Origin of the sequence: Lysinibacillus sp. A4 (assembly GCF_024919535.1) — a bacterium.
Taxonomy (GTDB): domain Bacteria; phylum Bacillota; class Bacilli; order Bacillales_A; family Planococcaceae; genus Lysinibacillus; species Lysinibacillus capsici.
Map to the genome: position 1 here is coordinate 303,488 of NZ_JANWTB010000003.1, position 20,066 is coordinate 323,553.

The 20,066-nt window shown below is 34.4% G+C and carries 19 protein-coding genes and 1 pseudogene; 9 read left to right on the forward strand and 11 right to left on the reverse strand.

Annotated elements, in window-relative coordinates; all coding sequences use genetic code 11:
- The first annotated feature begins 61 nt into the window (after positions 1-61).
- Complete coding sequence (locus NY607_RS06800; RefSeq protein ID WP_066036521.1) at positions 62-757, forward strand: response regulator transcription factor; 696 nt, start codon at positions 62-64, stop codon at positions 755-757.
- Positions 758-825: 68 nt separating this feature from the next.
- Here the strand turns inward: NY607_RS06800 and NY607_RS06805 are convergent, their stop codons facing one another.
- The 4 genes from NY607_RS06805 to NY607_RS06820 form a co-directional block, all read right to left on the reverse strand.
- Positions 826-1,287, reverse strand: coding sequence for an SAM-dependent methyltransferase (locus NY607_RS06805; RefSeq protein WP_066036522.1), 462 nt, complete (start codon positions 1,285-1,287; stop codon positions 826-828).
- Positions 1,288-1,378: 91 nt separating this feature from the next.
- Positions 1,379-2,569, reverse strand: a complete 1,191-nt coding sequence (locus tag NY607_RS06810) for a Ger(x)C family spore germination protein (RefSeq protein WP_131520457.1) — start codon at positions 2,567-2,569, stop codon at positions 1,379-1,381.
- Positions 2,566-3,663, reverse strand: a complete 1,098-nt coding sequence (locus NY607_RS06815) for a spore germination protein (protein ID WP_048395089.1) — start codon at positions 3,661-3,663, stop codon at positions 2,566-2,568. Before NY607_RS06815 ends, NY607_RS06810 begins: the two co-directional genes overlap by 4 nt.
- Before the next feature lie 21 nt (positions 3,664-3,684).
- On the reverse strand, positions 3,685-5,214 hold the full coding sequence (locus NY607_RS06820) for a spore germination protein (RefSeq protein ID WP_481817326.1): 1,530 nt from the start codon (positions 5,212-5,214) through the stop codon (positions 3,685-3,687).
- A gap of 362 nt (positions 5,215-5,576) precedes the next feature.
- Here NY607_RS06820 and NY607_RS06825 point away from each other — a divergent pair, with 362 nt between their 5' ends.
- The 3 genes and pseudogenes from NY607_RS06825 (at position 5,577) to NY607_RS06835 (ending at position 9,737) form a co-directional block, all read left to right on the forward strand.
- On the forward strand, positions 5,577-6,581 hold the full coding sequence (locus NY607_RS06825) for a nucleoid-associated protein (protein WP_259419356.1): 1,005 nt from the start codon (positions 5,577-5,579) through the stop codon (positions 6,579-6,581).
- A 370-nt stretch (positions 6,582-6,951) separates the two neighbouring features.
- A complete protein-coding gene (locus NY607_RS06830) occupies positions 6,952-8,076 on the forward strand; it encodes a hypothetical protein (RefSeq protein WP_131520455.1) in 1,125 nt (374 codons plus the stop codon).
- 170 nt (positions 8,077-8,246) lie between these two features.
- Positions 8,247-9,737: pseudogene (locus NY607_RS06835) on the forward strand (serine hydrolase domain-containing protein).
- A gap of 181 nt (positions 9,738-9,918) precedes the next feature.
- Here the strand turns inward: NY607_RS06835 and NY607_RS06845 are convergent.
- Both NY607_RS06845 and NY607_RS06850 read right to left on the reverse strand, forming a co-directional pair.
- Entirely contained in the window at positions 9,919-10,914 is a 996-nt protein-coding gene (locus NY607_RS06845; protein WP_259419359.1) for a DUF4179 domain-containing protein, read from the reverse strand.
- Positions 10,915-11,445 (reverse strand): sigma-70 family RNA polymerase sigma factor, encoded by a 531-nt coding sequence (locus tag NY607_RS06850; protein ID WP_048395075.1) that lies wholly within the window; start codon positions 11,443-11,445, stop codon positions 10,915-10,917.
- 392 nt (positions 11,446-11,837) lie between these two features.
- Between NY607_RS06850 and NY607_RS24300 the strand changes: the two genes are divergently transcribed.
- Complete coding sequence (locus tag NY607_RS24300) at positions 11,838-12,035, forward strand: YjcZ family sporulation protein (protein ID WP_048395072.1); 198 nt, start codon at positions 11,838-11,840, stop codon at positions 12,033-12,035.
- 335 nt (positions 12,036-12,370) lie between these two features.
- Positions 12,371-12,559, forward strand: coding sequence for a hypothetical protein (locus tag NY607_RS06860; RefSeq protein WP_048395071.1), 189 nt, complete (start codon positions 12,371-12,373; stop codon positions 12,557-12,559).
- Positions 12,560-12,707: 148 nt separating this feature from the next.
- On the opposite strand, the gene NY607_RS06865 is transcribed toward NY607_RS06860, so the two are convergent.
- From NY607_RS06865 to NY607_RS06885, 5 genes are all read right to left on the reverse strand, one after another.
- Positions 12,708-13,346: an NAD(P)H-binding protein gene (locus tag NY607_RS06865; protein WP_066036529.1), complete on the reverse strand. Its 639-nt coding sequence runs from the start codon at positions 13,344-13,346 to the stop codon at positions 12,708-12,710.
- Positions 13,347-13,563: 217 nt separating this feature from the next.
- On the reverse strand, positions 13,564-13,776 hold the full coding sequence (locus NY607_RS06870) for a hypothetical protein (protein WP_112118074.1): 213 nt from the start codon (positions 13,774-13,776) through the stop codon (positions 13,564-13,566).
- A gap of 318 nt (positions 13,777-14,094) precedes the next feature.
- Positions 14,095-16,047 carry a lipoteichoic acid synthase gene (gene ltaS / locus NY607_RS06875; protein ID WP_259419360.1) on the reverse strand — a complete coding sequence of 651 codons (1,953 nt, stop codon included), beginning with the start codon at positions 16,045-16,047 and terminating at the stop codon, positions 14,095-14,097.
- Positions 16,048-16,479: 432 nt separating this feature from the next.
- Positions 16,480-17,001 (reverse strand): DinB family protein, encoded by a 522-nt coding sequence (locus NY607_RS06880; protein ID WP_131520450.1) that lies wholly within the window; start codon positions 16,999-17,001, stop codon positions 16,480-16,482.
- A gap of 149 nt (positions 17,002-17,150) precedes the next feature.
- Positions 17,151-17,372, reverse strand: coding sequence for a hypothetical protein (locus NY607_RS06885; protein WP_131520449.1), 222 nt, complete (start codon positions 17,370-17,372; stop codon positions 17,151-17,153).
- 241 nt (positions 17,373-17,613) lie between these two features.
- On the opposite strand from NY607_RS06885, the gene NY607_RS06890 reads away from it, so the two are divergent.
- The 3 genes from NY607_RS06890 (at position 17,614) to NY607_RS06900 (ending at position 20,050) form a co-directional block, all read left to right on the forward strand.
- The gene (locus tag NY607_RS06890; RefSeq protein ID WP_048393711.1) at positions 17,614-17,793 is read left to right on the forward strand and encodes a hypothetical protein; all 180 of its coding nucleotides are present in this window, start codon (positions 17,614-17,616) and stop codon (positions 17,791-17,793) included.
- A 272-nt stretch (positions 17,794-18,065) separates the two neighbouring features.
- The gene (locus NY607_RS06895; protein WP_131520448.1) at positions 18,066-18,620 is read left to right on the forward strand and encodes a hypothetical protein; all 555 of its coding nucleotides are present in this window, start codon (positions 18,066-18,068) and stop codon (positions 18,618-18,620) included.
- A gap of 482 nt (positions 18,621-19,102) precedes the next feature.
- The gene (locus tag NY607_RS06900) at positions 19,103-20,050 is read left to right on the forward strand and encodes an SHOCT domain-containing protein (protein ID WP_259419361.1); all 948 of its coding nucleotides are present in this window, start codon (positions 19,103-19,105) and stop codon (positions 20,048-20,050) included.
- The last annotated feature ends 16 nt before the right edge of the window (positions 20,051-20,066 follow it).

A 20,066-nucleotide genomic window follows, 5' to 3' on the forward strand; every position in this document is an offset into this window, starting at 1 on the left:
CAGAATATATTGAAAATTCCTTATTTTAAGCGTAGTATATACTTAAAAAAGGGGATAGGTCATGTCCAATCTTTATACCATTCAAAAACGTTTCGACACAGTACAAAGTTATGCCAACCATGAAGAGCTGTTGATACACATTTTGCAGGTATATTTAGATGCTTTTCCTATCAAGGATGCCTATTTATTGAGGTATTCTCCAATAGGCTTTGTAGCAGAAGGAATCATTTTTTTAAATGAATCGGGTGGTAGTCATATCGGTGAAATTCGTGAGGAGATTCGTAGCTTCCCTATTATTTATGCTGCTATTGAAGATAAGAAGGCTAAATTTTGCACAGGAATGGACTATTTAAAAAATATCAGTATGAAATATACTATTCCCTCGCAAAATAATACGTTTTTAATTGTCCCTATTTTCATTGGGTCATATGTTTTTGGTTATATTTGTAGTACTCAATTAGAAGAGGAAATCGATATAAATGATAAGCTGTTAGATGACATGACAACCTTTGGAAACATGATTGGACAGCTTATCATACAAGCTAGAACTAGCAAAAAAGAGGGCTTTCTGAGCAAGCGTGAATTAGAGGTAATGAGACAGGTAGCGCAGGGAGATAGTACCAAGGAAATAGCAGATGTTATGAAATTAAGTGAATTAACCATTACACAATATGTAAAATCTGCTATCAAAAAATTGCGTGCCAAAAATCGCTCTCATGCCATCAGCATTCTTTATCAAGAAGGAATCATTCTTTAAAAAGCCAGGGGAGCACGCTACTCCCCTTTTTTTAGAAGTCCACAATTGTCTTCGCTTTAACAACTATCTTACCCCCAGTAGGCCTTCATTAAATCTATTGACCACGCTGGCTGTTTAACTTCCTCTTTAGGTAAAAATTCTTTCATTACAGGCTTTATATCTAGTATAGGTGTGCCATCTATGGCGTCTAGCCCTTGAACGATTAATCCTCTTGATTTGACCTCTGACAAGGCAACGATTGTACTTCCTAATTTATTGGGTCTATTTTTACCTCTTTGTGCGAAAATGCCAACCTCTGGATAATCATGATTATTTCTCGGATGTCTTGCCTCATATTGAATTTGATCGTCTGTAACCTTATCAAAATAAAAAATAATTTCTAGATGAGAAAAATCTTCTATTCCTTTTAAGGACGCCTCTTGGATATGATCAGCAAGTTCAATAGTTGAAATAATCTCTCCCCAATGATCATCTTTTAACATTTGCCGATTGTTACGAACGGTAGCGATTGATTGAATAGTATATTGCATGTCTTTTATCCCCCATCTTTTCGAATATCTACTATATGTCCTTTCATTTCTGTATAGACTAAATGGACAGAAAAAAAGATGATTAACGATGTTAATCACCTGACGTGCCATAATCCTTAATGGAAACATTCACTTCACATGTAATAGGAACCTCACTAAACGTTTGATCCCATTCTTTTTTTCTTTTTTGCCATACTTTCGGGTAATCGATTCTTAGTTTATTGCCAAACCCAGAAACATCTGTTTGAAATTCATGTTGCGTTTTATCTAGTGCTTTCCTCACTAATTGCTCTATCTCTTTTTCAAATACTTTCTCTGCTTTTTTCAAAAATTGATTGTCAAATGCTTTATCGGAGAGAACCCAATGTTCAGCAATTCTTCCCTCTGATTGAATTTTTATCGTAAAGGAGATTTGATCCCCTTTTACATGTGGAATAATTTTACTTTTCGCTGAAATAATTTCATACACAATAGGTGCTCCTGACTCCTCATCAAAGCCTTTGACAAGGCCACCTTTCGCATCGCCAGACATCCATGCAATCCCTTCTAGGTCACTCTCATTTAAAAAGCCTCGTAGCTTTTTGGTTTTTCCTTCAATGATAGCAGCGCCTGCAAATTTTACTTCTCCATTTTCTGTACTCACATTTTGCAATAAAAAGCTAGAGTCTGAATACAGCTTCCCCTCTAGTTTGGCTACGGTCATCGGAGGCAAAATTTTAGTCGTCCTTTCATGTCCCTCCATCATTTCTACTAATTGAAAGGCAGGAATTTTAGTTGGTTCATTTGTTTCCAGTGCCTGACTTGCCTGATCCTGAGCAATAAAGAGCAGTCCACTCGGCCGTATTTCTAATTCTCTTAGAAAAAAATCCAACGTTTGCTGGAGATTGATAGTATTAGCTAATTCCTCACCAATAATAATTACTTTGGAATGTTCAGCAAAAGAACGTTTATCCACCTTTAACAGCATATTTCGTAAAGTTGGTAACACCGCATCACCTGTCTCAGAAACATTTTTATACGCTTTTTCTGGCAATCCTCCCTCTTTTGTTCCAGAAACCGTTGTCTCTGACGTAACAAATTGATTGGTAATTGTTAGCAACTGTCTGTTTGCATACCTAGCATCTTGTTGCTCTTCAGAGGAAACATCACCCGTTTCTAAATCCAATGATGTACCTACAATAAGGCCTAAATCCTCTATCTCTTTACTACTCCAACATCCAGTAAGAAGTAAGGTTACCGTCGCAACTAGAAGTAAACGTACACAGCAATGTATTCGCTTCATGCTTTCTTTCCTTTCAATTTCGAAATAAGGAGTAAGGTTATCGGTACTACACCAAATAAAATTAATGCAGCATGACCAATCTTATCGCCAAATGTAAATAGATCATTAATATTTTTAGGTGTCATCGCAATAATATAAATAATTGGCAACAATCCGTATAAGAAGGGATGCATATTTTTCTTAAACAGTTGGGCTAATCCTAAAGTAGCGGCATAATAAGTAATCGTAAAGGTCGCAAAGATTTGCATAATCCAAATTACAAGAAGAAATGACTCAAAGCGTTCAAAAATTAAACCAGGGATTTCAAAACTTCGCATTAATTCAATTGTTGGCCAAGTCCTTGTCAAAACCCCCTCAATGGATAGAGCACCAATGACCATCACAACCGTGATGACATAAAAGAGTAAAGGTATGGCTATACCCGCCAGTACAACCTTTACGGCCTTTGATTTATCTGAGGGATACATAAATGCCACAAGTAGTAGCATAATTTCAGGCCCTAAAAATGCCAGTGTCGCTGTTTTTATTCCCTTTAACATCGGAACAACGCCCAGACCGAGTACTGGTCTTAAATTATCGATTTCAAAAATCCCTAAACTTAAAAAGGCCACAAGTAAAAAAATAACAAAGGTAATAGGAAAAATGATTTCAAATAAACGAGCGATTGTATTGATGCCACCGCTTATTAAGTAAAGCCCAACCCATAAGAAGGGCAAAATAATCGCCCAAGTGGGGGTCCCTTCTAATAAAAAGAGAGAAGTTACTTCAGCCATGATGCGAACTTCAAAGGCAGAAATGGTAAAAAAGTAGGCAATTACACACGCACTTATAAACCAGCCTAACCACTTCCCTATGATATCTTGATTATATTGATAAAATGTTTTGTCAGGGTATTGTTGGCTTAGCTTCACAATAATTACACCTGCAATCATTGCAACGACTCCACCTAAAAATACACTAATCCAAACATCTGGCGTTTTTACTTTTTCTACAGATGCACGAGGTAAAGTAAGAATCCCAGTGGCAAGAATATAGTTAATAATAATAACAACTGCTTGTGACGTCGTTATTTTATCTTTCATACTGCTGTTCATGGCTGTTTTGCTCCCTTTCTCTTATTCCCCTTTGCGGACCGAATCTTTTGGCTTTAACAATCTAGGACGATGCTTCATCATCTTTAACGGCATTCGCACCATAAAATCTTTCCAATCACCTGCTCGATACGGAATAGTTGGGCTCAAATAGGATACACCGAAGCTTTTTAGCTTTACCAAATGACTGCAAAGGAATAAGAAGAATAGAATGATGCCATATAGTCCAAATAAAGCTGCGGAAAACATCGCCACAAAACGTAGCATTCTTAGCGTGATACCAGCATTATATTGAGGGATAGCAAAAGAGGAAATTGCTGTTAATGCAACCACAATGACCATGATTGGACTAACAATTCCTGCCTGTACGGCGGCTTCTCCAATAACAAGCCCTCCAACGATCCCCATCGTCGGACCAATTGGCTTCGGTAGACGAAGTCCTGCTTCTCGTAATATCTCAATAGCGACTTCCATAATGAGGGCTTCAATCAATGCTGGGAACGGTACTCCCTGCCTTGTTGCCATCATGGACAGCGCTAGTTTAGTGGGGATTAAACCTTGATGAAATGATACAAAAGCAATGTACAGGGATGGGCCAAATAAAGAGATGCCTGCAGCAAAATAGCGAAGCAAGCGAATAAGTGAGCTCGATAACCAACGTTCATAGTAATCCTCTGGTGATTGCAGTAGCATATTAAACGTGACTGGCACAATTAATGCAAAGGGAGTTCCATCTAAAAGAATTGCGACTCGTCCCTCTAGTAAAGCAGCAATAACCCGATCAGGACGCTCGGTACTTTGCACTTGCGAAAATGGGCTGAGATAATCATCCTCAATCAATTGCTCAATATATCCCGATTCAGCAACATCATCCAAATGGATTGTTTCAATTCGTTCCTTCACCTCTTTGACAAGATTAGGCTGCACAATTTCATCTATATAGGCTAAAACCAACTCTTTTTTCGTACGTTCGCCTACTTCCATCTCGATAATCGATAAATTTCGATTCTCACCATGCTGTCTTAATAAAGAGGTATTCACACTTAATTTTTCCGTGAAGCCCACTCTTGGTCCACGTACCATTGCTTCAGAAACAGGCTCCTCAAGATTTCGAGTTTTGCCATGTGCCGTACCAATGATAAATACATTCTGTATGCCATCCACAATTAATACAGTGGAACCAGTTAATACTTTCCCAACAGCTTTCATGACTTTCGATTCCTCTAGCAGTTCACTCACTGGTAGGATTTCATTTCTAATTGATTGATGTAATTCATGACCTCTTAAAACAGACGACTTTTTTGTATGTCCATTCATTAATGATTTCAAAATATGTTTGTCAATTAATTCTTTATCGCATAATCCTTTAAGAAAAACGATCGCTGCACGATTATCCGTATTTCCTATTTGAAATTCTCTAAAATGAATATCCCAATTATGACCAAGTTCTTTCCTCATTTGTAAAAGATCTTTATTAAAATCTCCTGTAAATTGCTCTAACGTTTTTTGAATAGGTATGTGTACCATCTCAACTTGTTCACTATTTTCTTTCATCTCAATTTTGCCATTGCTCTTATTAACAAATAAAAAAACATGGAACAATTTATAAATTAAATATGGAATAAAAAACGCTAAAAAGCCTTGTAAAAAAACTTGCCAATGTGGCATGTAGGAAATCACCTTTTCCCACATATTGATCACCCTCTTTAGTACACTTGTACAGAGTATCCCTACATGTTTTTATCTTTATCTAAGCAGCAGTATTTTAAACTTCCAATCCTCAACATTCTTTCATAATAAGACACTAACATTCGGTGACCATAAAAAAACCAGCCTCAAATGAGTACTGGTACTTATAAAAGCAATCTTTAGCTTATGGTATACTAGCTACTATGAAAAATTAGAAGGTGAAATTTATGCTAGAAGTCAGTGAAAGTAAATTAACACAATATAGTCTGCATTTTTTGAGTGAGACGCTTATTTTAGGAGAAGAAGTTTTTTCACAACCTGAGGTCATGTTAGAAGCAGCCTTTACACAGCTCGCTTTTAGTAAAATTGATGTGGAACAGCAATATGAATTTTTCCATGAAAGCAATCTTGCACTCCATGAAGTTTTTACGTATTCGAGAGCTATTTTCGAACAGGGAAGTAACTTCCTAGAACATTCACAAAATATTGCCAAGCACTTACATAGTGTGTCACAGCATCCTAACATCAAAAGCGGAGAACTGTTTATTGGCCTTTTTGAAAATTGTTTACTATTAAATGAGGCTAAAAAGATTATTGCTATTGTCAAAATTGATGAAAAAGAAATGTTTTTAGATGTGAAAAATGAACACAATCAAATGATCGTGAACGGCGTGGATGGCATTAACGTTAAGAAAATTAATAATATGGCTATTATTGTTGATATGGGACCAGATCAATCTCCTGCCGTGTATATTAAAACAAAACGTAAAGAAGATATAGTTTATTGGCAAGAACGATTTTTAAAAATTAAGGCAGCGGATGAGCATTATTATAAAACCCATTTAGCATTAACAGAATGTAAAAAATTCATTTTAAAGGAAGAAAATTATACAAGCACAGAAAAACTTGGCCTCTTGAATAAAACACTGGATTACTTTAGAAATGAAGAGGAGTTTCAGGTAAATCATTATATTGATACTGTTTTTGAGCAAGCGGACACTACGCAAAAAGATATCATCATTAATTCGGTCAAACCCTATGAAACTGTCATTTCTGATAGTGCGCTAGAAAAGGCTGAAAAGAAATACAAACGTAAAATCAAACTGGATTCCAATATTGAAATCCAAGTAAATATCCAACATATTGACCAAATAGATGAATTAATTGAAGTTGGCTATGATGAGGCAACGAATCGCAAATTCTATAAAATCTATTTCCAGGATGAACAGTAGAAGAGCTTGGATTAAACGGATGTAAGTTATCTTATGAGATTAAACATTAGATCTCCTAAAATCTTCAATTAGGAGAAAAAGAGCTTAAAACAGTATAAGCTGCAATAATGCCTTAGTTCGTGCCCATGAATTTTCTCTGGAAGCGCACTAATCCTTGTAAATCTTTGCTTCGCTAATCAACCCTTTGCATGGTCTGAGCTGTAAATAATAGCTATTTTTCAAAGACTACAGATACTAAAACAGTGAGTCTTATCATGAATCCTCCACTCTTTAATTTCTTAAAAATTTTTTTAAAAAGTTAAAACTTTTTCAATTGGTAAAACGTCTAATAATTGGTAACAGAAGTTAACCTAAAGGAGAATTGATAAATATGAAAAAACCTGCTAAAAAAACATGGCTATTAGCTTCAGCATTAACACTAGGGATGGCTGTATTAACACCGCTTCAAGCTGGTGCAACAGCTGTTGATACAACAAATAATGTAACGATTCAAATAGAACAAAAAATAACAGGTACCATTAAATATTTTGATGGCGGCAGCATTACCCTTAAAGGAACAGATGGAAAAAACTACTACATCGGTTTACACAATTTCTCAGATAAACAAATTGAGCAGTTAAAGCTAGCCGAGGGGCAAGAAATTTTAGTTGAGGGTAGTATTGTGAAAGATTACTCAGATTTCTTTACCTTTGCCGTCTATAAAAAAAGCTTACCTAAAGAAGTAACAAAAGAAGAATTAGTCCAACTAGAGAAACTCTTTTCTGACATGAAAAAGGCTGAAAAAGAAGAGAATTATGAGGAAATGGAACGAATCTATCAGGCGATGGATAACATCACAAGACCTTACGAATTAGCAAATTGGCAACCTGAGCCTTTTGAAGAATTTATTAATGAAGCTGCATTCGCTGAAAAAAATATTGTTATCAAAGCACAAGATAAAGAACAGCTAAAAACACTTTATAGTAACTGGATTAAGTATGTAAAAGAAAATAAAACGGATGAGGCATCAGAAAACATTGATAAAATTTTCACTATTCTTGAACCTTATTACCAAGAATTATATCCACCTTTAACTTTTGAAGAATATATGGCGGATATGAACGTCGATTTAACAAAAGAGGAACTTGCAAAACTTAAAACGCTCTATGAAGAGGCACAAAAAGCTGAAAAAGATAAAGACGAAGAATTGGCCATGAAGAAATGGGATGCATTCTATGAAATACTTCGCCCACACTTTAAACCAGTTCCCTTCGAGGAATATATGGCAGATATCGAATTCAGCATTAGTAATGCGGATTACGCAAAATTAAAGCAACACTATGAAGAAGCAGTTGCCCTTGAACAAAAGGGTGAAGATGAAAAAGCTGGCGAGCAATGGGAAGCCTTTTATAAAGTTTTAGACCCTTACTACGAAGCGAACAGAGAAATTCTTATCTCACCATCTAAATTAACATTTAACGGTCAGGATTTTACGCCAGAGCCAGAAACAAATTAAATAAAATTTCAAGGGCCCTCCTATTGGTTTTAGGAGTGGCCCTTTTTGAAGTGACAATTTTGTCATGTTATCCCGGAAATAGTCATGTTAATCGATGGTTTACCCTTATTTTTCTTGTTACAGTAAACCATGTTGCCACAAGCACATTACGTTCTAAGGAGAAAAACAACATGACATTATTCATGAAGAAATCGGTGATGATGACAGTAATGTTACTATTTTTTACGTTCACACCCGGATTTGGACACGCAGCATCAAATGATACAATTAGTAAAATTGATCAGTTTATTAAGGAGCAGCAAACCATTAGTAAAATCCCAGGAATTTCAGTAATTATTGTTGATAAAGGGAAAACCGTCTATCAACGGGGCTTTGGCTTTGCAGATACGAAAACAAAAACACCTGTTACCTCTGATACTCTTTTTGAGTTAGGCTCCACGTCTAAGGCATTTACAGGACTCGCTATTTTACAATTAGAAAAACAAGGTTTGTTAAAACGGTCAGATGATGTCCGAAAGTATATCCCTTGGTTATCATTAACCTATAAAGGCGAGGATCAGGCTGTGACAATACAGCAGCTATTGTCTCATACTAGCGGAATTCCCTCAAATTCCATTACTCAAATCCCAGAAAGCACAGCGGATAATGCCCTTGAATTAACTGTTAAAACACTGCTGGATCAATCACTAAATCGTCAACCAGGGAGTTCTTTTGAGTATGCAACCATCAACTATGATGTCTTAGGCCTCGTCATTGAACAAGTTGCAAAACAGCCATTCGATCAGTATATTCAACAGAAAATTTTACAACCTGTTGGTATGCATCAATCTTTTGTAGGAATTCACCAAGTACATGCCACACATATGGCTTCTGGCTATAAAATAGGTCTAATGAGAGAGCAGCGATACATACCACCTATCTATCGTGGCAATATCCCCGCTGGTTATATCATCAGTAACGCTAATGATATAGCCAGATGGTTAAAATTACAGGTAGGAAACAGTGATATCTATTCAATCAGTAACAATTTAATTCAAGAATCGCATACTCCAGATCTAACAGTGGAGCCTTTTGATACGAATACTTACTATGCAAACGGTTGGGCCGTTGTGAAAAAGGACACAAAGTCATATATCTACCATGCTGGTGAGAATCCAACCTTTTCCTCGTATTTCATTTTGCAACCTGACGAACAAATCGGCGTGGCTATTTTAGCCAATATGAATACAAGCTCTACAACAGCGATTGGACAAGGTGTCATGGATTTATGGGAGGGCAAAACGATTGACATGCAACATATCAGCAGCTATCAAAAGCTAGATAAAATTGTAACAATCATATGTGCTATCATCATCGCAATCAGCATTATGTTCTGTTATCTATTCGTTTAAAATATACGCAGCCTTTATAAAAAACAACGTCGTATGGCAAATCTAAATTACAAAAGAATATTGTTATTATCTGCCCATACTATACTTGTGGCGACAATGCTGACAGCACTATTTATCACGCCTAACATAGTACTTGGCGGCTTAAATTGGACATTTATTAAAGTTTGGGCACCAACTTCTATTACATTCCTGTTGTATAGCTCCATTTCGGCCAGTCTTCTATATTTATTATTAGGCTTTATGATGATTGGTACTAAAAGGAAGAATTAAAAATTTAATAGCTTAAAAGATATTTAGCTACAATTAATAGCTCTATTTTGACTGAACACTGCGTAATATGAGCTAATGGTAAAGATGCTGACCTATATCATTCATTGCTAACACATCCATCTTTGAAGGTAAGAATTGATTCCTTCAGCCCTTTGAAAACAAGTTGTAGGAACAGACCATATCATTTTAGAGAAATATTAATACTTGGGAGCGGAACAAGCTCTTTCCGCTCTAATGTTTTTTCGTCAACAATTCTTATAGTTGGCGTAATGATTAGCGTTCGAATAGTAGAATCAGGTATAAAAACCTCAACATAACCATTTACTCGCCCAGAACCGCTTTTAATAGTTGTTGTTCCTACATTTTCATATACATTTCCAAGATTATCTTTTATGTCTACCATTAAAAATTCTGTCTCCCAATCAAGATTTCCCTCAAAATAAAGAGTGGTTATATATTTTCCCTCTGTTATTTGATTATAAAATAACTGGTATTGATCATTACCAAATGGTATATTTACTTTTCTTGAATAGGCTCGGGTTGGTGTAAGTTCTAACTGAAAGTCCCAAGCTCCTTCTACAAGAGTCGTATTTTCCATACCTATAAAATCTTGAGGACGCCATTGAACATTTACCTTTTCACCAATTACTTTGTCTGAAATTCTCGCTGTAAACATACCAATCCAAGTAGCCTCATTCTTTTTAACGATTTGATGACTAAGTACGTCTAACTTGTTTCCGTTGACTTCTAAATCGCCCTTCCAAAATAGAGGGGGTTCATCTATCGATTGTTCGTGTTTCATTTCATAACTAACCGATACAATCGTTCCATCGAAAAAAGCCTCAGCTAATTCAATGGAGGTTCCGTTACTTTCGTCTATTTGATTGATGGTTGATGCATTATCACTAAATACTTGTAATTGGGGATTATCATTGCTATTTAATAGTTGCTGTACAATTGGTACTCGATTAGCCACTACAGGTAGCCAAATGCTGCTACTAGCAAAAATAAATGTGAGCATGGCGACAATACTAACCCACTTCCATTTTTTAAATACATACTTCTTGGTTGAAGATGACCGTAAAACACTTTTTTCAATATTAATCTTTTCCCAATCAGATAATTCAATTGGTTCAATCTCTTCAATATCTATTTCGATGAAGTCCTTTTCGTTCATTTAGATACCTCCCAGCTCTTCTGTTAACTTTAACTTACCTCGATATAAACGATTTTCTACAGCTGATTTAGATAGACCAAATATCTCAGCGATTTCTCCGTTGGAATATCCTAAGTAGTATTTCAAGAGAAAAATTTCCTGATCGTTTTTACTTAAATTTAAAATACTGATAAATAGTTGCTCTTTTTGTACTTTTTGTTCGACGATTCTTTCTGGTAGATCCTTGCTATTTGAAATTGATGAAAGTAACTCGACTGTTTTAGGCTTATTTTGAAGGCTTCTATATGTATCAATCGCTTTATATTTTGCAATAACGCCAATCCATTTTTTAAAATCAATCTCATCGCCAGTAAATTGAATACTCTTTTGCCAAATGGTTAGAAATACATCGTTGATACATTCTTCAATAGCTGTTTGATTGGGCTGTAACACTTTCACTACAATGGCTTTAACATAACCTCCATATTTGTTAATCACTTCTCTTAAAGCTTGTTCATCTTTTTTTTGTAGCTGATTAATTAATGAATACACGAAGTTAGAAAACCTCCTTTCCTTTCTTCTCTACAAGTAATAACGAGCAAATGAAAGAAAACTCTCACATTATTTAAATAAAAAAACAAATGATTCCTTTCCGCAACACATTATAGCTAAAAATAGAAACGGAAAAACATCGACTTACTGTTTCAAACCCGCTCCATCATCATGCATCAAAAAATTATTTTTTATCTTATGGACTGGATTGACAACTAATCATCAGGCTGTAACAAGCGCCTTTGAGTTTCATCCTATCAAGTGTTTAGTGATACTCATCCATCCTTCACCCAAGATTCTCTTTAAAATTACCTAAATACGATTCATTAGACGAATACCCTTTTCTCTTTCAACGGCATTCATACAATAAACTGAAGAAAGGAGAGATCTTGATGGGATACTTTGGAAACATGGGTAATTTCAATTGTTGTTATGGAGGCTATGGTAATGACTATAGCGGCGGTTATAGTATGGGTTGTTGTGGCATGGACTATGGCGGCAAAAACAATAGTTCAACATTCGTTTTAATCGTTGTGCTATTCATTCTTCTCATTATTGTCGGAGCAACATTCGTGCAAAAAGAATATTAATAGTTATTGATAAACATGAAAAAGGGATGATCTTCATTAATAGCAGCTCACATTAATGTCGATACATCCACAGCAAAGAGGGTCACTTCCAGCCTATGTGACCCTTTTTTAAACCTGCTTGTCTTTCACCTTATTTAATTTTAAATTCTCCATTTCTCACATTTGCGGTAATACACATCGCTAAAGAAATATAATAAGCCAACATTTTTACTCCCATTTACGCCCCATATCCGCTTTTACATCATAAAGTTTTTAAAAATGAAACCACCTAAAGCAATGAATCGTATACTTACTTAAGAAAAGCCAGCACTTTTTTGTAAAAGGGGTCAAGTAATGTGAGAGAATGGTTGCAAGGAAGGAAAAACAAAAAGAGAAGAGATAAGAGACGTAAAGATCAATATTCATTAATTGACTTATTTCTTGATGTACTAATTTGGATACCAGAATTACTTTTCCTCCCATTTAGAATCATTTATTGGTTGTTGAGAGGAGTTGGAAGGTTTATTGGAGAAGGTTTTAATTAAAAAACCGCTCAAAAGGATATCATTTGATTTTTTGTACCAATATGATTGAGGCAAAGGAAAATTTTGTTGGGCATTCAAAAGGGATAAAGTCATTTAGTTGAGGCGCTGACCCTATCCCTCTCCAAGTGGCATTCTCCTTTAAATTAGATTAATTGGAGATAAACGGTGCTTTTTGTACATACTTTTGATTTTCTATTTGGTTAATGATGAATGTAGCTATATCCCGATTTGTTATTTTTGTACCTGGCATATCTCCAAGATTTTCCTTTATGAACCCTACTTCATCTCCCTCTACGATAAATGGAAGCCGAATTAGTGTCCATTTGATTACTTGATTATAGCTAAGGAGATGCCATTCTTTTTTCTTATCCATCATCATTTTTGAATAAATAATTTCAAATATCTTTGCACCCATTCTATTTATAATACTCTTTGTATCTCCAGCAATGGTTAGCGATCCACCCGTTACCCCAATATAACGATCCATATGTAAATCAGACATGACTCCCAATATATTTTCCGTTACTTTACTATAAATCGGTTTTTCTTTCATTGGTTGACCAAAAGTATTGATAACGATTTGACAATCTTTTAATAGCTTTTGAAGATCCTCGATATTTTGTACATTTCCTTCTATTACCTCAATCCTACTGTCTCTGAAAACTAACTTTTCTGGGTTTCTAACAAGCATCCGTACGTGATACCCTTTCTCTAATGCTTTAGAAGCAATGTAACGCCCCGCTTTACCTGTTCCCCCGATAATTGCTATCTTTTTATAAACGTCCATGATGCCCCCCTAATTATCATAATAATATGTATACGGGCAAATCATGGCTTAGATTCAATAATTCGATTATTCACCTCTCTTTATCTAGAGCTTTTGTCTAAGCAAAAGAAAAAGAACCACTCTCTTAAAAGAAAATGGCACTTCAATGCCTCATCGTACTAACTTGATAATACGCTTTTTAGGTGTATTCAACTTAACTCTTGTGTAAAAAAATAGATCAGTGATTTATATTATTTACTAAGTCTTTATTATAGGCAATCCACTTCTCCATTTCTCTCTCGACAGCTCGGTTTTGCCATTCAAACCAAATACCTGTACATTCACTGCAGTGACTATCGACACCCTTTTTTTCATGTGTATCTTTACATGTAAACACAGTCTTTTTACGACAACTATAACAGTAAATGACTATGTCTTTATAAAATTCCATCCCGATCAACTCCTCAAATTTACACCTATTTCTTTCCTTTTTTCATCTAAATTATTCTTTAAAAAGAAATAAGTAAGGATGATGAGTGCCATCATGTTTGTCCTCTCCTTACTAATAAAAGCGATTCAAATCCTTACTATTAAGGGATTTGAATCGCTTTTTCTGTTAGTCCAATTTTCTATTTGAACCTTAAGGAGAATATAAAATCTTGGTATTGCCATACTTATTCAAAAATGACCAATAAAAAAGCAATTCAAGGTAATGGTATGATATCCTATAGACTTTGATATCGTACACAATTCCTTGAACCGCCTTAAATTATTTAGACTCTACATTTTCATCAGGAGAGTAATTATATTGAGAAGGATCAACTGGCGTATAACCTGTTGGCGTATAGAATCTCAATAGGTCACCATTCACGACTCTATCAGATAACGCCAATTTATGATCTACTTCATTTTTAATCGTCTTTGCTTCCTCTAATTGACTGTCGTCTAATGGTAAGCCTGTTTTATTATCATAATATTTTTCATTAATTGAATAAATCGTAGGGCTGACAAAATCGCCATTTCTAAATGGTACAATTTCATCATGCTCTTCTGATAATAAGTCTGAACCAAATTGAACAAATTGTTGTGAATCAATTCCTAGTAAATGCAATAACGTTGGCAGTAGGTCTGTTTGGCCACCATAGCTATGGTTGGTCCCACCTTGTATGCCTGGAACATGTATAAATAATGGTACACGTTGTAAATTAGCACTTTCATATGGTGTAATCTCTTTTCCAATGACTTGTTCCATCGCTTTATTATGATTATCAGAAATACCATAATGGTCACCATAAAGAACAATCATTGAATGATCATATAATCCTGATTCCTTTAATTGCTGGAAGACCTGTTGAATTGCTTCGTCTGCATAACGAGCTGTTTGGAAATAATTATCAACGCTTGCATCTCCCGTATTGGCTTTATCAATTGTCACTAAATCTTGATTCATTTTATATGGATAGTGATTCCCTACCGTAATTAATTTTGTATAAAAAGGTTGTGGTAAAGAGCTTAAAAGACTTTGAGATTGTTCAAAGAATGGTTTATCTAACAAACCATATTCAGCCATGTCCTCGGAAGTCCCTGTGTTATAGTAACTAGCATCTAAGAATTTGTCGAAGCCAAATGATTTATAAATTACATTTCTATTCCAGAAGCTTCCGTTATTACCATGGAATACAGCTGATGTATAACCATAATCTTTTAAAATACTAGGAGCTGCCTGATACGTATTTTGTGCTTTTGTAATATAAGCAGATCCTTGTGGTAATCCAAATAAAGAATTTTCAAGCATAAATTCTGCATCAGACGTTTTCCCTTGACCTGTTTGATGGAAGAAATTATCAAAATACAATGTATTCTTATCTTTTGCTAATGAATTTAAAAATGGTGTTACTTCTTCACCATTTAATTTATAGTCGATTAAAAAGTTTTGGAATGATTCTAAATGTAAATAGATAACGTTCATTCCCTTTGCTGCACCGAAATATTGGGCATTTGGTTTGGCATAGTTTGACTTTGTATAGTTAATTACTTCAGTAATATCACTACTATCCGCCAAAGCTCTCTGAGAAGAGGCTTTCATCGTTTCAACTGAGTCATAAATCGTATAGTTATACATCCCTAGATATTTCACAATATAGTTTCTATCAAAACCTCGTGTTAATAGTTGAGGACGATTAGTTTCAGCTAGTCCTAAATTAAGGATTGATACCGCTAATGCAAAGGCAATGATTGCCATTCCTTTTTTATAGCCAAAACGTTTGGTATCTTTTTGGATTTTTTTAGAGAATCGTAGATAAAACATAACCATTACATCCACAAAGAACAAGATATCATAAGGCTTTAATAAAGAAAGAACACTACCACCTAAATCTCCAAAATTCTGCGTTTGAGAAAGTGTAGGTAATGTAATGAAATCACTAAAGAATCGGTAATAAACAATATTGGCATATAAAACAATAGACATTAAAGTGTAGACAACAACGAGTGATGTGTATTTTCTTTTACCTTTAAATAAAAATGAAAATCCTAGAAATAGCATTGCTGAGCCTAGTGGATTTATTAGTAAAAGGAATTGTTGTATGACTCCTTCTACACCTAAGTCAAATTGTGATAGTTGAGAGATGTATGTTTTAATCCATAACATTAATACTGCTACTATATAAATTCCTAAAAAGTTTTGTAATAGGTTATCTTTTTTATTTGCTAGATTTTTCATTTTTGCACCTACCTTTTACTGATTAAATTAAAATCTAGATATATATGAACTTAACTGATAAGTACTGTATGGCACGTTAAAAATGTTACGTTACAATAGCTTTTTTCGCGACCAATGTATAGTACTCCCCATTTAAACTTCTGTCAAGTTGTTAGCTATTCTTCATATAAATATTTCTAATTAACCTAAATATTGTCCAAAAAATACCCAGTAAACATTAGTGTTTAACTAAAATTTACTGGATATTATAAGCCATAAGTAAATGCCTTCATGAAATCTGCCTCGCAATTTTTCTCATTTGGGCATCAAAAAATCTTCCATTCTAATGAATTGGAAGATAATCTGGTATGCTATTCACTTTTAGCTGATAAACAATTGGATTTTATTGCACCATTTTTCTAGCATATATATATTTCTACAGTGTCTCTCATTCTATTTAAACGTTTCTTTATTTATTTGAGCACCTACTGAATCTTTCAATGATGAAGAAAGACCTCTTCTGATTAGATTGGCAGAAACAGGCGCTCTCCCCATTTCCCTTGCCCAAATTGATAATTGTCCTATATGGTGAATTTCATGTGCAATGGTATGACGAATGACTTCACCCCATGTATGCGTCTCCATACTACCATCGGCTAATGGATTATGAAGTATTCGCTCTTCCATACTATCATCCCATTGCTTTACAAAGCTTTCGACGTCTAAATGAAATGCAGCTTCCAATTTACGAACCTTTTCCAAGCTATTATATTCATCAAAGCTCTCCTGAAAGTCTGTTTTCCCCTGTAAAAGACGAATCCAACTCCATTCAACATCAATGATATGGAAAAGTGTGTGTAATATACTGCCCATTCCTCCAGTTCGGTTTTGCAAAAGTTCTTCTTCAGTCAACTCTTCACACCAACGAAACCAACCTTCCCGAACTAGCCAATTATATTTAAAAAATGTTTGCAAAAAAGCACCTCCGTAGTTGTTGAAAAAATATTATAACTCACTATTTCTTCATATAAAGTGAGGATCCCTTCTTTGCTCTTTTCAGATATCCAAATAAGCACTACAAGTAACATAAGAATAACAAGATTCCTAAGCTAAATGTCTAGTAATTACCATTTCTGGTTACTCTTATGAATTTTTCTATAAACGTAATCTGCATTATCTAGGTTTTTCCAGCTACTAATAAAATTTAGTATTAGCATAAAAATTCCAAATAAAACAAATGCCACCATATATTTACCTATGAAAAATACAACAAATATTGCAACCAAAAGTAATATCATTAAAATTATTACGAGGATTTGTAATTTCCCCTTTTTCTTCTCATCCATCTGTTCAACCTCCCATCAGAGCGCCAATACTTTTCTTAAATGTTTTCTTTGGTTTATTTTAACATAAAAATTCATTTTTTCTAAAAAATCAATTATTTTATGTAAAAGCCAAACATCAGAAATTTCCTACCAAATTTACCTTACATAGTCTTGGGGTAATCTGAAATTTTAAGGATGAAATAGAAATAAACAAGGGATATTTTATTGGATAAGATAAATAATATCTTGAGGAGGTGTCGACATGAAACGAGACAAAAAAAATACAGAATTTGCAACAGACGAGCCAACAAAACAATCATTTGCTAGTGGAGCAGACCCAAAAAAACCTAATGGGCGCAAAGAATATACGGAAGCCCCACGCCCACAACGTGAAGAAGACCTTATTATGGATGAGAAAAAAGGTAAGTCAACTTCATTATAATGTAAGAAAAGTTAGTATTTTTGACCACTCTATTAGAGGTGGTCTTTTTTCATTTTCTCCACATCATGTAACCCTATTTAAAGATTGAGACCACCCATCATGGAGTGGTCTTTCTACTATTATTAAATACAGATTATTTTAATTAACTTATCTCATCGCCAGTATATTATATATTAAAACAAAAAAGTAAATTTATGTTTTTTAACCTAATTTTAACCTTTTATTGATAATCTATAGTTGTTTCAACAATTAAATTACTAGGAGGAATAATTATGACAGTAGCAGTAAAAAATTTTAGTAGTATTATGAATCAAATGAGAGATGCTTATACGGGAGAGCAAACCAAAGAATTTTCTTTAGCAGCGTTCATTGGACTTCAAGCTCCTTCATTATCAGACGCACCTGATGAATTACAAAAACTAACACAAGAATATCAGGAGAACGTTAATAATTTTTATGTGCAAGAAGAATTAGACTTAAAAGAAAATGTTAAGCAATTAGAAATTGATAAAAATCAAACAACTTTTTTTGAAAATATGCGTAAGAAAAAAGAGGAAGCTTTAAAAAAATCGGAAGACATGATCAATAAATACTACGATTCATTGATAGATTTTGGTGAAGAGCATCCTTCAGCCCAAACACTAATACTTACTATTGCTGATAAAGTCGGTGCCTTTATACAAGATATTATGGATAAAGTTTTAAATGTTTTTGTTACCGTTGTGGAAACTGTAAAAAATGCAATAAGTGCTGCTATTAATTTCATTTCCTCTACTTTTAATTCAATTGTTAGCACTACGAAAAATTTCTTTTCTAGTTTATTTTAAAAACATTCTTAGCAGGACTGTCTATGGGCAATCTTGTTTTACATTCAATACACTTTACAAGAAACAGATCAAAGAGCTAGTGCTCACTTTGATAAGCTTTTTAATAAAAGGATTGATTTGGACAAATTATGGGGAAATTTTAAGGCTATTCATATTAATGCATAAAAACAAAAAGCCTTACAGCCGTTATGGCTGTAAGGCTTTGCTTGACGTCCCAGGAGGGATTCGAACCCCCGACCGACGGCTTAGAAGGCTGTGGTTATAGGTTTTCTAGCTTTTATACATTTATATAAATCTTGCAATTACAGCCTATTTATCAATCCATCTACTATGTTCCTATTATTCTTTCTTCCTATTTATCTGTTTTTATATTTATTTGGGCACCTCGTGGGCACCAGTTAAAATCCATACTGACAACACCTACCAGTATTGATACAATTTTATTGTATTGCCAACAAGCTATAAGGAAGGAGGAAATGTACTTGAATATACAAGAACAAATTAGAGATTTATTAAAGCCAGCTGGTAAACAAGTTATTTCGTTTGTTGAAGAAGATATAGATATTTTGTCAACTCATATTGAGGATGATGAACAGATAATATCTGCAACAACAGGTTCAAAAAAGTTAACGTACTTTTTATTCTTATTGACTACTAAAAGATTGCTTACATTGGAAAAAGATAAAAAAGGAAAAACGTTTGTTTCTTATGATGTAAATGCAATTAGTAACTTAGTCGTTAACAGAAAAATATTTGCTGTAGAAGTTGATTTCACCTATTTAAAGAATGAGATTAAACTCAAACTAACTAATGATAATGCAACAAAACCTTTCGCGAATGAGCTTGAAAATATCTTTGGCATTCCAGAAAAAACAATACCTAAAAAGAAAGAAAAGGAACCTAAAGCAATCAAGCTAAACATGAACATCTTAAATGGAAAAGAACAATTGAAAGATCGTGGTTTTAGTTATGTTCTTAGACAAACTAAGCATGGATATGTAGACATTCTGATTGACAACAAAGAACCTGAAACTTTTAAGTTAGTAAGATGGGAACGCGTTGAAAATATTCAGAAAAGCGCTCTTGATATAGCAGGTTGGACAGTTATCGGCAGTAAGTTTGGCAATGCTGGGGCTATAGCTGGTGCCATGGGTGCCAATACTGGGAAGGATAAATCTGTGGCCACACTTTTCTTAAAGCGTGAAAACGGAGAAAAAATACCTTTAGTCATTAAGTGTGATAAGAAAGATCTTGAAAAACTTTCATTATTAATTGTTGCTGAAGAGGAAGAGACTACACAAGCAGCTCCCCCTTCTACAACATCGTCAATTCCAACGGATGAATTGATCAAATTGAAAGAACTAATGGATGCTGGTATTTTAACACAGGAAGAATTTGATGCAAAGAAGAAACATCTTTTAGGTATCTAAACTTTAAGACCACTCA